The sequence below is a fragment of the Pseudonocardia yunnanensis genome (genome assembly GCF_039534065.1).
Lineage (GTDB): Bacteria > Actinomycetota > Actinomycetes > Mycobacteriales > Pseudonocardiaceae > Pseudonocardia > Pseudonocardia yunnanensis.
The window spans coordinates 137841-153126 of record NZ_BAAAUS010000004.1 but is presented as its reverse complement, the minus strand read 5'-3'; the positions used below and the strand labels follow the sequence as shown (position 1 = coordinate 153126).

At 69.4% G+C, this 15286-nt stretch carries 9 protein-coding genes; 8 read left to right on the top strand and 1 reads right to left on the bottom strand.

Annotated elements, in window-relative coordinates:
• Window positions 1–9: 9 nt before the first annotated feature.
• The gene (locus ABD743_RS05380) at window positions 10–1326 is read right to left on the bottom strand and encodes a glutamate-1-semialdehyde 2,1-aminomutase (RefSeq protein WP_344719446.1); all 1317 of its coding nucleotides are present in this window, start codon (window positions 1324–1326) and stop codon (window positions 10–12) included.
• A 230-nt stretch (window positions 1327–1556) separates the two neighbouring features.
• Here ABD743_RS05380 and ABD743_RS05375 point away from each other — a divergent pair, with 230 nt between their 5' ends.
• The 8 genes from ABD743_RS05375 (at window position 1557) to ABD743_RS05340 (ending at window position 15259) form a co-directional block, all read left to right on the top strand.
• Window positions 1557–2690, top strand: a complete 1134-nt coding sequence (locus ABD743_RS05375; protein ID WP_344719444.1) for a class I SAM-dependent methyltransferase — start codon at window positions 1557–1559, stop codon at window positions 2688–2690.
• Window positions 2691–2705: 15 nt separating this feature from the next.
• Window positions 2706–4142, top strand: coding sequence for an amidase (locus tag ABD743_RS05370; RefSeq protein ID WP_344719443.1), 1437 nt, complete (start codon window positions 2706–2708; stop codon window positions 4140–4142).
• Window positions 4143–4157: 15 nt separating this feature from the next.
• A complete protein-coding gene (ctaJ, locus tag ABD743_RS05365) occupies window positions 4158–4421 on the top strand; it encodes an aa3-type cytochrome oxidase subunit CtaJ (RefSeq protein WP_344719441.1) in 264 nt (87 codons plus the stop codon).
• On the top strand, window positions 4408–4938 hold the full coding sequence (locus ABD743_RS05360; protein WP_379659402.1) for a DUF5130 family protein: 531 nt from the start codon (window positions 4408–4410) through the stop codon (window positions 4936–4938). The genes ctaJ and ABD743_RS05360 overlap by 14 nt, the downstream gene beginning before the upstream one ends.
• A 1000-nt stretch (window positions 4939–5938) precedes the next feature.
• On the top strand, window positions 5939–7348 hold the full coding sequence (locus ABD743_RS05355; protein ID WP_344719439.1) for an aspartate aminotransferase family protein: 1410 nt from the start codon (window positions 5939–5941) through the stop codon (window positions 7346–7348).
• Window positions 7348–8568, top strand: coding sequence for an aspartate kinase (locus ABD743_RS05350; RefSeq protein WP_344719437.1), 1221 nt, complete (start codon window positions 7348–7350; stop codon window positions 8566–8568). Before ABD743_RS05355 ends, ABD743_RS05350 begins: the two co-directional genes overlap by 1 nt.
• Window positions 8546–13528, top strand: a complete 4983-nt coding sequence (locus tag ABD743_RS05345; protein WP_344719435.1) for a Pls/PosA family non-ribosomal peptide synthetase — start codon at window positions 8546–8548, stop codon at window positions 13526–13528. Before ABD743_RS05350 ends, ABD743_RS05345 begins: the two co-directional genes overlap by 23 nt.
• Before the next feature lie 780 nt (window positions 13529–14308).
• Window positions 14309–15259 carry a hypothetical protein gene (locus ABD743_RS05340; RefSeq protein ID WP_344719433.1) on the top strand — a complete coding sequence of 317 codons (951 nt, stop codon included), beginning with the start codon at window positions 14309–14311 and terminating at the stop codon, window positions 15257–15259.
• Window positions 15260–15286 lie beyond the last annotated feature (27 nt).

Sequence of the window (15286 nt, the reverse complement as noted above, 5' to 3'; positions counted from 1 at the left end):
GCACAGAGCTCAGACGCGGCAGCGGAACACCGGCTTCACCGGCCTGCCGCCCATCCACGGTGAGGGGTCGCCGGCGTCGAGCGCTTTCCGGTAGACGGCGCACGCCTGGGACACCACCTCGACGGTGCGGTCGATGTCGTCCTCGGTGAGCGCGCTGCTGACCACGAAGGACGGTCCGATCACGCCACCGGCGATGAGCCGGCGCAGGAACAGCGTGCGGTAGGGCTGGGAGGGTTTCAGCTCCTCGTCGAGCGTGGCGAACACGAGGTTGCTCGCTCGCCCCCGGACGAGGACGTGGTCAGCCACACCCATCCCGGCCGCTGCCGCGGCGACGCCGGAGGCCAGCCGCTCCCCGAGGCTGTGCAGCCGGGCCGAGATCCCCTCTTCGGTGTAGGTGTCCATCACCGCCATCGCGGCGGCGAGCGAGTGCGTCTCGGCGCCGTGGGTGGTGGAGAGGAGGAAGACCCGGTCGCGATCGTGGCGCAACCCGCCCCACTCCATCACGTCACGGCGTCCGGCCAGGGCCGAGACGGCGAAGCCGTTGCCCAATGCCTTGCCGAACGTCGACAGGTCGGGCACCACGCCGTACACGCCCTGGGCGCCAGTCTCCGACCAGCGGAAGCCGGTGATCATCTCGTCGAAGACCAGCAGGGCGCCGTGCTTGTCGGCGAGCGCCCGCATGCCCTGCAGGTAGCCGTGAGGGGGCTCCTGCTGGGTCGCGGCCTCGAGAATCAGGCACGCGATCTCGCCCTCGCGCTCCTCGAGCAACTCCGCGGTGGTGTCGAGGTCGCCGTAGGGGAAGGACAGGGTGAGCTGCTCGGGGATTCCCGCGGACATCGGTGTGGTGCCGATGAACCAGTCGTCGGTGGAGAAGAAGGGCTGGTCACGACAAACGGCCACGAGCGAGCGCCCGGTGACCGCCCGCGCCAGGCGCACGGCAGCCGTGGTGGCGTCCGAGCCGTTCTTGGTGAACTTCACCATCTCCGCGGTGGGGACGGTGGCGAGGAAACGTTCCGCCGCCTCCAGCTCCACGACGCTCGGCCGCACGAAGTTGCTGCCCCGATCGAGCTCCCGGCGCACCGCCTCCACCACACGCGGGTGGGCGTGCCCGAGGCTGACCGAGCGGAGGCCCGACCCGTACTCGATGTACTCGTTGCCGTCGACGTCCCAGACGTTGCTTCCGCGACCGTGGGAGATGATCGGGGCGAGGTCCTCGGGGTACTGGTCGTCGCCCTTCGCGTAGGTGTGCGCGCCTCCGGGGACCAGGGTGTGCAGGCGCACGCTGATGTGGTCGGAGACCGGGAGTGGCGATTCGGCGATCGTCATGTGGGGCAACCCCATGGCCGCGGCAGGCGATGCTGCTCGCAACGACGTCCTCCTGGAGCCGCACTGATCCGAAATATCCCGACATATGGGACCAGCACGACAAATCGACGGATCGAAAACGCTACAGGGTCGCACGTTCACCCCAGAGGGCGCCCGCCCTGCGCCGGTCCGTTCGGGCGAGACCGGTAGCGTCGTCCTCCGGTTCGTGACCTCGAGGTGGTTCACAACTCATGAAGGCTGGGCAGGACGTGCACATCTGCCGGTTCTGCCGCTCCGCAAGCGGCACTCTCGTGATGGATCTCGGAGAACAGCCGTCGAGTGAGCTGTTCCCACCCTTCGACGCGCCGGGGTCAGACCCTGTCTTCCCGTTGCGGCTGTGGATGTGCGGCGAATGCGGGCTCGCCCAGCTGGCCGACGACATGGACGTGCCGGATGACCCACAGGGGGTGCAGCCCGAGGCGCTCACCCGGCAGGCCGCCGACGCCGTGGCCCAGCTCGTGTCGGCCCGGGTGCTGCCCGCAGGCGGCACGGTCGCCGAGTTCCCCAGCCCGCACGGGGGCAGCTGGCTGCCGCTGCTCGCCGAGCACGGGCTCGTGCCTGCCGCCGCGGCGGAGCCGGCCGACGTGGTGGTCGACTGCTCCTTCGGCCTGATGCACGCCCACGACCAGGCGGCTGCGATGGCCGAGCGAGCTGCGGCGGTGGCGCCGGGTGGCCTGCTCCTCGTCCAGTTCCAGTCGCTCGCGTCGATCGTGGAGCAGCGGGAGTGGAACGCCGTCCGGCACGGCCACTTCGCCTATTACTCGGTGCCGGTGATGCGCACGATGATGGCCGAGGTGGGGCTCGCGGCCTTCGCCGCGTTCTGGTTCCCGCTGTACGGCGGCACGGTTCTCGTGGCGGGCCGCGCCGGTGCCGAGCCGGAGGAGTCGCTCGAGGCGCTCACGAAGCAGGAGATCGCCATCGGTGTGCTCGACGCGGCCGCGGTGGCAACTCTCGACGACGTGGTCCAGATGGGCTGCTCCCGGCTCAACGACTGGCTGCTGGCCGAGCAGCGCAGCAGCCGCCGCGTCTACGGGTACCCCGCGGCATCGCGGGCGGTGCCGCTGCTGCACCGCGCAGGCGTGCGTCGTGAGTTGCTCGCGGGAGTCGCCGACGCGTCGGTGGCGAAGCAGGGCGGCCGCATCCCCGGTTCGGACATCCCGGTGATCGGCCCGGATGACCTGGTGGACGCCGCACCCGACTCCGTCCTGCTTTTCGTGCCCGACCTCCTCGAGGAGGTCAGGAAGGCGATGCCGGGCATCGAGGCGGCCGGTGGCCGATGGGTCGGGGCCGACGAGGTCCTTGCGTCCGAGCGTCGGCCCAGCTGAGCCGGGCCGCGCGCCGTGACCTCTGACGGAAAGTCCCAGCCGCACGACCTCACTGCACTGGAGCAGGCCGCGGCGTTGCGCCGGGGTGAGCTGTCCGCTGTGGAGTTGGTGGAGCATCACCTGCGGCGCATCGAGTCGCTCGACCACCTGCTCGGCGCCTTCGTCACGCTCACCCCGGACGCCGCGCTCGCGCAGGCGGAGGCGGCCGACCGCGCGTTGCGGGACGGCGACGAGCGCCCCCTGCTCGGCGTCCCCACCGCGATCAAGGATCTCGCGATGACCGCGGGGGTCCGCACCACGTTCGGGTCGCCGGTGTACGCCGACTACATCCCGGACGTCGACGACGACTCGGCCCGGCTGTTGCGGGCCGCGGGCACGATCAGCCTGGGCAAGACGTCGACGCCGGAGTTCGGACTGCCGCCCTACACCGAACCGGCAGGTCGCCCGCCCGCCGTCACGCCATGGGACACCGGCCGGCTCGCCGGTGGTTCGTCGGGCGGTGCCGGCGCGGCCACCGCGGGTGGGCTCATCCCGTTCGCGCACGGAACCGACGGTGGCGGTTCGATCCGGATCCCGGCCGCCGCGTGCGGCCTCGTCGGACTCAAGACCAGCCGCGGGCTGGTGTCTCGTGGGCCCGCCGGGGGCGACCCGCCCGGCATGTCGGTGTCCGGGCCGCTCGCCCGCACGGTCGCCGATGCCGCCGCGATGCTCGATGCGCTCGCCCGGCCCGTGCCGGGAGAGCCGTACGTCCTGGAGCCCAGGGTCGACAGCCATCTCGCCGCCGCGGGCCGCCCGCCTGCGAGGCTGCGGGTCGGCCGGTACGCCGTCCCGCCGGTACCGGGTGTGGCGGTCGACCCCGCCTGCCTCGCCGCGTACGAGAAGACGTCCGCCTTGCTGGCCGAACTGGGCCACGACGTCGTCGAGTTCGACCCGGGCATCCCCGAGGACCTCCTGCCCGTGTTCGAGGTGCTGTGGGCGGTGCTCGCGCACGGGCACCCCGTGCCGCCGGAGGCCGAGCCGCTGCTCGCTCCGCTCACCCGGTGGTGGCGCGATCGCGGTACGGCGATCAGCGGGCCGGAGTACATGACAGCCACTCAGTCGGCGATCCAGGCCACCCGGCGGGTTGTGAAAGCGCAGGCGGCCGTCGACGTCGTGCTCACGCCGATGCTTGCCCAGCTGCCCCGTCCGGTCGGCTGGTTCACCGCGGGTGGGGACCCCAGGCAGGACTACGAACGGCAGAAACACTTCACGCCGTTCGCAGCGATCTACAACCTCACCGGGCAGCCCGCGTTGAGCCTTCCCGTGGCGTGGGGCCGGGAAGACGCGGGCCCCGAGCTACCCGTGTCCGTGCAGCTGGTCGGCGGCATGGGTGACGATGCGCTACTGCTCGCACTCGGCGCGCAGCTGCATGTCGCGGCAGGGTGGGGCGGTCGGCGCCCGCCCACCTGGTGAGCTACGTTCTCCATCGTGAGCGTGCCCGAGACGATCTTGTACTTCGCGGTGCCGCCGGTCGGGCTGTACCTGGTCATCGTCCTGCTCGTCGTCGGTCCCCGGATGGCGCGGCGGCCTCGATACCGGTCCGGTCAGCCGTGGACCTTCGAGCCGATGTGGTTCACCGCCAACCCCGAGGGTGCCCAGCTCCCGGCGGCCGACGACAGCCATGCCACCGGAGCCCACGGCGCCGCAGTGCGTAGCAATCTCGAACGAGGAGGTGCCCGTGGCAGCTGGTGAGACCACACATCCGGGCAGCACGAGCCACCACGGTGGCACGGGCACGGCCGTCGCTGTTCCGGGGAGCGAGGAGCTGCCCGTCGGCGCTGTCGTGACCGCGTCCGGCAGGGTGTCGGCCGCCGAGGTCTACCGCGAGGAGTCGCGAGCCGACCAGCCGTTCTCGCCTGTGCAGCTCACTCGTCTCGACGAGGCGCTGACCCTGGCGAGCCGCGAGTCCGGGCTGCTGTTCAGCGTCTACATCGGCGACCTGGGTGCGGACCCGACGGCCCGGGTCGCCGAGCTGCACGACCAGCTCGACGGTTCGAGCGAGGCCGTGCTGGTGGCGGTGAGCCCCGGGCAGCGGATCGTCGAGGTGCTGAGCGGTGCCGACGCGCGCATGCGGCTGCCTGACCGGGGCGCGAAGCTCGCGGTGATGAGCATGGTGGCGTCATTCCGCGAGAGCGACCTGTTGGGCGGGTTGCTCAGCGGGCTGCGCATGCTTGCCGACCAGGCCGGCGGTCGCCGCCGCGCGCAGTAACCGTTCGTCGCTGGGGTAGGGCAAATCACCGACAGCCGCGTAACCTCTCGTCATTCACTACAGTTGGTGGGACCCGAGCGGGTGGCCCCATCGCATAACGTGCGGTGCAGCCCTCGGGGCAACACCGACTGACGAAGGGCAGGAACCCTCATGGGGGACTCGGTAGCGGGGCGTCCGACCGGTGGTGGTGGACGGCCTGACCGTCGGCACTCGGCCGGCTCGTCCGTTCTGACTCCGCCCACCGGGGTGCCTGCGGTTCCCGCGCAGCGGAAGCCCGCACCTGCACCGGCCTCGCGTAAGCCGGAGGCCCCACCGGTCACTCCGCCTGCCCCGCCGGTGCAGCCCACCGTCGTCGAGCCGTGCGCCTGTGGCCACGCGCGCGAGGCGCACGAACACTACCGGCCCGGCACCGACTGCGGTGTGTGCGGAGCCACGGGTTGTTCGGCATACCGCGCCCGCGGCGGGTCGGTCAGCAGCATGCTTCGCCGCCTGGGCCTCATCGACTGACGCCGCCACCCGCGCCAACACCCTGCGCCCGGTCGTCCCAACGGACGGCCGGGCGTCGTCATGTACGGGTGGTTTCGATGTGGCATTCGGGTGGACGTGGGCCTACGTATGCCACGACGCCGGCGCGTGGGCGTCCTCAGCACGCCCCGAGTCCTGACCGTGAGCCGGTCCACCGGGCAATCCCCGATCCCCCGAACGCCGGAGTGCTCGGCGTGCTGTCAGCCGAGTGCGTCCGCCCCGAGATCGGCCGATAGCCCGTTCAGCGCCCATGAGGCGGCATTCGGGCGATCGCGGATCCGGCCAGGCAGGCGAGCGGGTACCCCAGCAAACGACCCGAAACGTTGCGTCTCGCAAGTGCGATAACCGGATCGCCTCGTGCAGGGAGGCCGAACCATCTCTCGGCCCATCTGTAGATCGCACCTGTCGCGTCGAGATCGGGGCCTGGGCCACGGCGCGGCTCGCACTGTCCGTGGCCCGCAGGCTGGGAGGATCGATGACCTTGCTCGAGCATGGTGGGTTTGCGCGGCCCTGTGTGGTGGGGGAGGTGCCAGGGCCACGGTCTCTGGAGTTCCTCGACCGTCAGGGTCGTCGTGAGTCGAACGCTCGGGTGTATCCGCGCCATATTCCGATCGCGGTCGAGACGGCATCGGGGAGCTTCGTGCGGGATGTCGACGGGAACGTGTTCATCGACTTCCTGGCCGGAGCCGGAGTGTTGTCGCTGGGGCACAACCATCCCGATCTCGTGCAGGCGGTGATCGATCAGCTCGGCCGTTTCTCGCATGGGCTCGATCTGCCGAGCCCCGCCAAGGACGCGTTCACCGAAGCACAGCTGTCGATGTTGCCGTCAGGTCTGCGTGACCGGATGAAGGTGCATTTCTGTGGTCCCACGGGGGCCAATGCGGTGGACGCGGCGATCAAACTGTGCAAGATCGCCACCGGTCGTGGCGATGTCGTGTCGTTCCAGGGCGGATTCCACGGAACGACACACCTCGGGATGGCACTGACGGGGCTGACGGCGAACAAGGGCTCGGTCGCGGGCGGGGTGCCGGGAGTGCACTTCTTCCCGTACTCGAACTGTTCGAGCTGCCCGATGGGGCTGACCCGGGACACCTGCTCCACGAACTGCATCGGCTTCCTGGAACGGTCGTTGCGGGATCCGAACGGTGGCGTTCCGCTGCCGGCCGCGGTGGTCGTCGAGATGGTGCAGGGCGAAGGCGGAGTCGTCCCGGCGGACGACGAGTTCGTTCGCCGGCTGCGCCTGCTGACCCGCGAGCTCGGCGTGCCTCTCGTGGTGGACGAGGTGCAGACCGGATGCGGGCGAACGGGCACGTGGTTCGCCTTCGAGCAGTACGGGATCGAGCCCGACGTCATCGTCGCCTCGAAGGCGTTGAGCGGGATCGGCCAGCCGGTGGCGATCATCCTCTACAACGAGCGGCTCGACGTGTGGGCGCCGGGGGCGCACACCGGAACGTTCCGCGGGAACCAGTTGGCGTTCGCCGCCGGCGCCGAGGCCGTGCGGGTGGTGGAGCGGGACGACGTGCTGGGGAACGTCCGGCGTCGCGGTCTCCAGATCGACCGGCGGCTGGGTGCGCTGGGCGGGAACCGCTGGGTTCGAGAGGTGCGGGGCCGGGGCCTGATGTGGGGAATCGAGCTCGAGGACGTCCCGGGCTCGACACCGGGAGAGCTCGCGGGGAAGGTGCAGGCCCGGGCCCTTCGTGAGGGGCTCATCGTGGAGCTGGGCGGCCGGAACGACACGGTGGTGCGGATTCTGCCGCCGCTGAACGTGACCGCCGAAGTGGTCGACATGGCGTGCACGATCCTGATCGATGCCATCGAACACTGCGCGCCGAGGACGGGACGCCTGCTGAGTCTGGTTCCTGCTCCCCTGAGGGCGCGGACCTGATGGTTCAGCCGACCCTGGTGTGGAAGTTCGGCGGAACCTCGGTCGCCGATCCGATACGTCTGCGAGCGGTCGCAGAACGAATGGTCGCCGCCCAGCGGGCAGGTCATCGGATGGTGACGGTGCTCTCGGCCATGGGCGGTTCCACCGATGAGCTCAACAGGATGGCCTACGCGATGTCGTCGCGCCCGCAACTGCGCGAGCTCGACGCACTGTTGTCCGTGGGCGAATGCATTTCGTGCGCTCTCGCCGCGCTGGCGGTGCACGATCTGGGATCGCGAGCGGTGTCGTTGACCGGTGCACAGGCCGGAATTCTGACCGACGACCGCTACGGCAACGCACAACTGCAGGACATACGCCCGCAACGGATCCTCGACGCCCTCGACACCGGGGCCATCGTCCTGGTGGCCGGCTATCAGGGGATCTCCCCGTCGGGTGACGTCACGACATTGGGACGTGGCGGTTCGGACGCCTCGGCCGTGGCGATCGCCGCGGCTCTCGGACTGCGCGAATGCGAGATCTTCACCGACGTCGCCGGGGTGTTCTCGGCGGATCCGCGGGTCGTTGCGGATGCGCGGCAGTTGGCCACGATCAGCCGGGAGGAGATGTTGCAGCTCGCCGCCGCGGGTGCGCGGGTTCTCCAGCCGCGCGCGGTGGAGCTCGCCGCTGCCCACGACATCGATATCCACGTGCGGTCGAGCTTCACGACGGCCGCCGGGACCTGGCTGCAGGAGGAGACAGTGTTCGAGCAAGCCGACATCACCGGGGTAGCACATCGGGAGCGCGAGAGCTTCTACACGGTCTCCGGGGCGTCCCCCGCGGTGATCACCGCGGCCCTGGCCGAGCGCGGCGCGTCCGTCGGCTCGATGGTGCGCGACGGCGACAAGGTGCACATCACGGCGCCAGGGGTGGAGGAGTCCGAGATCGTGGCGGCCCTGTTCGCTGCGGGGGCCCGCGTCCTGCTCCGCGACGACATGGGTTCGGTGAGCATCGTCGGTACGGGCGTGGGCAGGCGCCCGGAGGTGACCGCGCGGGCGCTGCGCACCCTCGAGGCCGCGGGCATCCAGCCCCAGCTGGTGACGAGCACCCCGAGCCGCGTCTCCTTCCACCTGCCGGAACGCACCGTTCATCACGCGGTCCGGCTGCTCCACACCACGTTCGGTCTGCACCAGGACATCGGCACTGAGCGGAGGCGCGACAGTGTTACGCGATCGGCATCCTGAGACAGGGGTTCCGCCGGAACTGTCCGACCTGGTCCTCGTCGGTGACGAGCCCGGTCGGGGAGTCCGGTGGGGCGCCGGCGAACGTCTGGAGCAGTTGTTCGAGGACCGGTGCGACGAGCTCTCCTCGGCGGGCCGGACGGACCACCTGGCGGTGGACGGGGTCGGGGAGGCGCTGACCTACTCCGAGCTGGACAGCCGCGCCAACCGGCTGGCCCGCTACCTGCTGGATCTGGGCGTCGGTCCGGGTGAGCGGGTGGCACTGCTGCTCGACGACGCGGTGCACGCCTACGTCGGCATGCTGGCGGTGCTGAAGGTCGGCGCCGCATACGTGCCGCTGGATGTGGGCTTCCCGGCCGATCGGCTCGCGTTCATCGTGTCCGACGCCGATGTGGCCGTGGTGCTGTCGCTCGAGCACCTGCGGTCGCACCTGGCGGATGCCGACGTCGAGGTGGTGTGCCTCGACTCGACCGCGGCCGACATCGACGAGTATGACGATCAGCGCCTGGATCCCGACGAGCGCGGGGCGTTCGCCGACGGGCTGGCGTACATCATCTACACCTCGGGGTCGACCGGGCGCCCGAAGGGTGTGGCGGTGGCCCACTCGGCCATCTGCAACTTCGTGCGGGTGGCGGCCGAGGTGTACGGCTACCGGTCGGATGACCGCGTGTACCAGGGCCTGACGATCGCGTTCGACTTCTCCGTCGAGGAGATCTGGGTGCCGTGGGCGGTCGGCGCGACGCTCGTGCCGAAGCCGTCGGGGTCGAGCCTGCTGGGCGTGGATCTGCACGAGTTCCTCATCGATCAGCGGGTCACCGCCATGTGTTGCGTGCCCACCCTGTTGGCGACGCTGGACGACGAGTTGCCGGAGGTGCGGTTCCTGCTGGTGTCGGGGGAGGCGTGCCCGCACGACCTGATCGTGCGCTGGTCACGGCCGGGTCGCCGCTTCCTGAACGTGTACGGGCCGACCGAGGCGACCGTGACGGCGACATGGACGGTGGTGGATCCGGACCGGCCGGTGACGATCGGCGCGCCGTTGCCCACCTACGCCACGGTGATTCTCGATCCCGAGGATCCGGGGCGCGCGTTGGCGTCCGGTGAGACGGGAGAGATCGGTATCGCCGGGGTGGGCCTGGCGATCGGCTACGTCAACCGCGACGATCTGACCAAGACGGTGTTCGTCCCGGATTTCCTCGGTATTCCGGACAATCCGTCAGGGCGGATCTACCGCACCGGCGATCTGGGCCGGGTGAATCCCGACGGGGAGATCGAGTACCTGGGCCGCATCGACCTGCAGGTGAAGATCCGCGGCTATCGGATCGAGTTGACCGAGATCGAGTCGGTGCTGCTCGAGGTGCCGGGAATCGCGCAGGCGGTGGTGGCCACCTACGAGCCGGTGCCGGGCGCCGTGGAACTGGTCGGCTATTACAGCCTGCGCCGTGACACCGAGAACGTGGAGCCGGCCGAGGTCCACGCGGTGTTGTGCGAGCGGTTGCCCGAATACATGGTTCCGGCGTACCTGGAACAGCTCGACGCCATCCCGATGACGACGAACGGCAAGGCGGACCGCGAGAACCTGCCCGCGCCGACGCAGCGGGGCCTGCGCGTGACGCGCGAGGACGTGGGGCCGTCGACCGCGACGGAGCAGCTGCTGGCCGAGCTCATGGCGGAAACCGTGGGCGTCGACCATGTCTCGGCCGACAGCCACTTCTTCGACGATCTCGGCGCCAACTCGCTCCTGATGGCGAAGTTCTGCGGGCGGGTGCGCAAGCGGGAGGACCTGCCGTCGATCTCGATCCGAGACGTCTACATGCATCCGACGGTCTCCTCGCTCGCCGCGTCGCTGCCGGAACCGGACGTCGCGTCGCTGCCCGCCGCGGCTGCCGACCCCGCATCGGCCCGGCCCGTGGCCCCCGCCAAGTCGCTCGCGGTCAGGGCGAAGCGGGTGAGCACGGCGGGGTACTTGCTGTGCGGCACGCTGCAGCTACTGGCCTTCGTCGTCTCGCTGTGTCTCGGCGGTGTCGTGCTGGAGCGGGGGTTCGACTGGGTTTCGCAGGCCACCGACTGGCAGGCCGCCTACCTGCGCTCTCTGGCGTTCGGCGCCGCGGTGTTCGCGGGGTACTGCCTGCTGCCGATCGTGGCGAAATGGCTGCTGATCGGACGCTGGAAGGCCACGGAGTTCCCGATCTGGAGCCTGCGCTACTTCCGGTTCTGGCTGGTCAAGCTGCTCATTCGCGCCAACCCGATGGCCCTCTTCCGCGGCTCGCCGCTCTTCGTCCTGTATCTGCGTGCACTTGGCGCGAAGATCGGGCCCGGCACGACGATCTTCTCCCGGTCCATTCCCGTCTGCACCGACATGCTGACGATCGGCGCCGGAACGGTGATCCGCGAGAGCGCGGTCGTGCTGGGTTACCGGGCGCAGGCCGGCATGATCCAGATCGGCCCCATCACGCTGGGAAACAACGTCCTGGTGGCGGAGAAGACCGTGCTCGAGATCGGCACGTCCATCGGTGACGGCGCCCAGCTCGGCCACTGTTCGTCGCTGCATCCGGGCCAGCACATCCCGACGGGGCAGGCCTGGCACGGGTCACCCGCGGTGCCCACCGACGTCGACTACCGCGTGCTCTCCGAAGCGCGCTGTGGCACAGCACGCCGGTTCTGGTACGGCTTCCTGCAGCTGTTCAACGTGCTGCTGCTCGCCCCGCTCGGGCTGGCCGTGCTGGTCGAGGTGGTGTCGGTCGTGCCCTGGACGGCGGAGCTGCTCGGCGAGGGTCACGACCGGCTCGGCGCCTGGGTGTTCTACGTCGAGGTGCTGGCGGTCTCGCTCGTGGTGTTCCTCGGTGCGGCCATGCTCGGGCTGGTGGCCGTGGCCATGGTGCCGCGCATCCTCAGCCGGCTGGTCGTGCCCGGCAAGGTGCACCCGCTCTACGGCTACCACTACTACGTCCACCGCATGATCCGGCGCCTGACGAACGTGCGGTTCTACCACTCGCTCTTCGGCGACAGCTCCTACATCGTCCATTACCTGAAGTGGCTCGGGTACCGGCTCCCGCAGGTGGTGCAGACCGGCTCGAACTTCGGGTCCGAGCTCGCGCACGACACGCCCTACCTGACGACGGTGGGCAGCGGCACGATGGTGTCCGACGGCCTGACGGTCATGAACGCCGACTACACCAGCACGTCCTTCCGGGTCGCGCGTGCCGAGCTCGGTAAGGACAACTTTCTCGGCAACAGCCTCGCCTTCCCCGTCGGGGCGAAGGTCGGTGACAACTGCCTGCTCGCGACGAAGGCGATGATCCCGATCGGTGGGCCGGTGCGGGAGAACGTCGGTCTGCTCGGGTCGCCGTGCTTCGAGATCCCGCGCTCGGTGCAGCGAGACGACGACCTGCGTAAGACGGGGGCGGAGCTGGAGCGCGGGCTCGCTCTCAAGAACCGCTACAACCGGCGGACCATCTTCCTGTACCTGCTGGTGCGGTGGTTCCAGACGTTCCTGTTGCTGCTGGTCACGGCGATGGCCGGTGATCTCTACCACCTGTTGGGCCAGTGGGCCGTGGCTGCGGCGCTGCTGCTCGTGATGCTCCTCGCAGTCGGCTACGCCATGCTGGTCGAGCGGCTGACCACCGGGTTCCGCGCCCTGAAGCCGCGGGTCTGCTCCATCTACGACCCCTATTTCTGGTGGCACGAACGGCACTGGAAGATGCTCGCCACGCCACTGTTCAACGGCACGCCCTTCAGGCCGATGATGATGCGGCTGCTCGGAGTCAAGGTCGGGCGCCGGGTCTTCGACAACGGGTGCTCGATCCCGGAGAAGACCCTTGCCATCATCGGCGACGAGGCCACGATCAACGAGGGCACGGTCATCCAGTGCCACTCCCTCGAGGACGGTGCCTTCAAGTCCGACCGCACGGTGATCGGCGAACGCTGCACGTTGGGTGTGCAAGCTTTCGTCCACTATGGCGTCACGACCGGTCCGGACTCCGTGATCGACGCCGATTCCTTCCTCATGAAGGGCGAGGAGGTGGCCGAGGGCGCACGGTGGCGGGGAAACCCTGCCGTCGAGATGCACGAGGCGACGTTGCGTGCGGTCATCCCGGCTCCGCCGGTGCCGGTGGAGATCAGGACGCCCGTGGCGCCCGCCCCGATGCCGCGCATACTTCCGGTCGGGGTGGCCGTCGCGGTCTCGATGGCGTTGACGCTCTCGATCGCGGTCACGGTCGCGCTGGCGGACCCTTCTGATGGGAGGGCCGCCGCGGCAGTGCCAGCGGACGGGACCGGTGACTCCGTCCAGCCGGCTCCTGGGGCCTCTGCGACGGCCGTACCCCCGGAACAGGCGCCGGGAACGCCGCAGCGGCGGACACAGCCGCAGGAGCCGGTGCCGGATGGCGACGAGACAGCCGTCACGCCCGACCCCGGCCCCGAGGCGACGAGACAATCATCACCGGGCTCGGGGCAGTCACCTGGCCAGGCGCGGGCAGTGCAGGGGGCAGCCGTCGAACGCGCGCGGAACTCGGCGCAAGGGCCGAGGCCGCAGCAGCCCGAGATCCGCCGGCCCGCTGTGCAGCCCCCGGTGGCGCAGCCTCCCGTGGCGGAGCCGCCGGTGGCCGAGCCTCCTGCCCAGCCGCCTGTGGCGGAGCCGCCTGCCGCGGAGCCGCCCGCGGTCCAGCCTCCCGTGGCGGAGCCGCCGGTGGCCGAGCCCCCTGCCCAGCCGCCTGTAGCGGAGACGCCCGCCGCGCAGCCGCCTGTGGCGGAGCCGCCGGTGGTGGATTCGCCTGTGGTCCTGCCGCCCGTGCTCCGGCCTCCTGCGGTGCAACCGCCGGTCGTCCGGCCTCCTGCGGCACAGTCGGCCGTGGTCCAGCCGTCTGCCACCCGGCTCCCGGCGGTCCGGCCTCGGTCTCAGCAGCCGTCCCGCAGCGACTCGGGAACGCTGCCGACGCCGTCATCGGCGTCGGACACGCTGGAGTAGGACACGTCCGCACCTGGGAGTACAGGGCGCTGAGCAGCTCCGACACACCGCCCGGCCATCCCGAAGGGGGTGGCCGGGCTTCGCCATTTCGGGGCCGGACGGGTGATTCCGCCCATCGCGGAGCTAGATGATATTACTGCTATCTGCGTTAATTCGGACGAAATATTCGATCCAAATAGAGCCGCATGGGTGAGTATTTGTGTTCCCTTGACCCAGTCGGGATCGCAGATCTTCACTGTAACAGCCGGAGCGGGGTCGCGGCGATCGTCACAAGGTGTGGGATCAACGCGCGTTCGGGTTACACTTTTGATCGTGTGGGGGCCAGGCGGGTGAACGCCGATCTGCGGTGAAACACTCAGCGCCGCGCCCACGATTTCCCGGATGTCTCTCTCCGACCGTCAGTTCTCGGGCGCGTCGGCCGGAAGTGCGGATCGCACCGTCGAGTCCGGAGCCAGGAGATCGCGCTCGGCGCGATCTGAACCCTGATGAGTGATCGCACGTAAGGAAGTTGAGTACTTGCACGTTGGGAGGATTGATGACCTTGCTCCGACATGGCGGGTTCGGCGCGCCGTGTGTGGTGGGGGATGTGCCGGTTGCGCGTTTCGGGAGGGAATCTTGGCCAAGTGCTCCAGGTTCCCTCCGGCAGCTGTTCATTCCTGATCTCGGGAGCGATGTAGGTCACTTTGCGGATCTTTCTTCGGACACGTCGGAGCGGCTCTCCGGTGAGCTCACCGGAGCCTGCCCGAAAATTGTCAACTTCCTGTGCAAGGAGCCCGCGTAGTGGGAGAGTCGACCGAGGTCCTGACAGGCGTCGTGGCCGAATCCCAAACCGCCCAGGGTGGGTCTTTGACCACCCATGGCGGCTACGCCGAATCGTTGACCAGCACCGAACGTGGCCTTACCGGCGTGCTTGCGGACGTCACGCGGCTGGGGTCGCCGGCTCGGCTGGCGGGGGAGGACTACCGGGTGGCGCCCGTCACGGGGCATTCCAGCGCCCGGAGGTTCTTGTGCTGCCCCCTTGCGACCAAGGTCGCAATCCCGGTCGACGGTGAGATTTGGACAAATACGGGCGATCTCGGATCGAACAGCTTCGAGATTCCCCGATCGGTGCAGCGGGGCACGCGGCCGGCCCGCCTCGAACAGGGTCGGCAACGTCGCACGATCGCCGCGAAAACACGGTACGACATTGCCGGCGGCATGGGATTGTTCTTGGTTGCACGGTGGTTCGTCTTCTACGTGATCTCCCTCGTCCTGCTGACCACCGCGGTCCGCTATGGCTCGTTCGGTGTAGCAGTGATGGCGGGAGCCGGTGTGTTCGCCCTGCTGTTCGGGATCTGCTACCTCGTGCTGGTGGAGAGTGCGGTGAGTCACTTCTGGTGGCACGAGCGCTTCTGGAAGCGGTCCGTGCACCCGAAGCCGTTCGACGACACGCCGTTCAAGAACGTTGCCCGGCTGCTTCTCGCAATCATCGAGAAGACCCTCACCGCGGTCGGCGACAGTCGCACGTTCAATGCCGGAAGCCGGTTGCAGAGCCACTCGATCGGCACCGGATGCACGCTCGGGGTCGGTTCCTCGGTCCACTACGGAGTCACGATGGGTGAGGGGGCGGTTCTCGCTCCGGACTCCTTCTTGATGAAGGGCGAGGACGTCCTGCCGCAGGCCCGTTGGGGCGGAAATCCCGCCCGGGAGATTGATGACAATCGCGCCACCGTCCAGGTTGGCGGAAAGTGACACCGTGACCACGGTGCGTGAAGGGAA

What these genes read in the sequence shown, in the direction of transcription:
- ABD743_RS05380 (WP_344719446.1), bottom strand. Translation starts at nt 1,326, where the DNA reads ATGACGATCGCCGAATCGCCACTCCCGGTCTCCGACCACATCAGCGTG.
- ABD743_RS05375 (WP_344719444.1), top strand. Translation starts at nt 1,557, where the DNA reads ATGAAGGCTGGGCAGGACGTGCACATCTGCCGGTTCTGCCGCTCCGCA.
- ABD743_RS05355 (WP_344719439.1), top strand. Translation starts at nt 5,939, where the DNA reads ATGACCTTGCTCGAGCATGGTGGGTTTGCGCGGCCCTGTGTGGTGGGG.
- ABD743_RS05350 (WP_344719437.1), top strand. Translation starts at nt 7,348, where the DNA reads ATGGTTCAGCCGACCCTGGTGTGGAAGTTCGGCGGAACCTCGGTCGCC.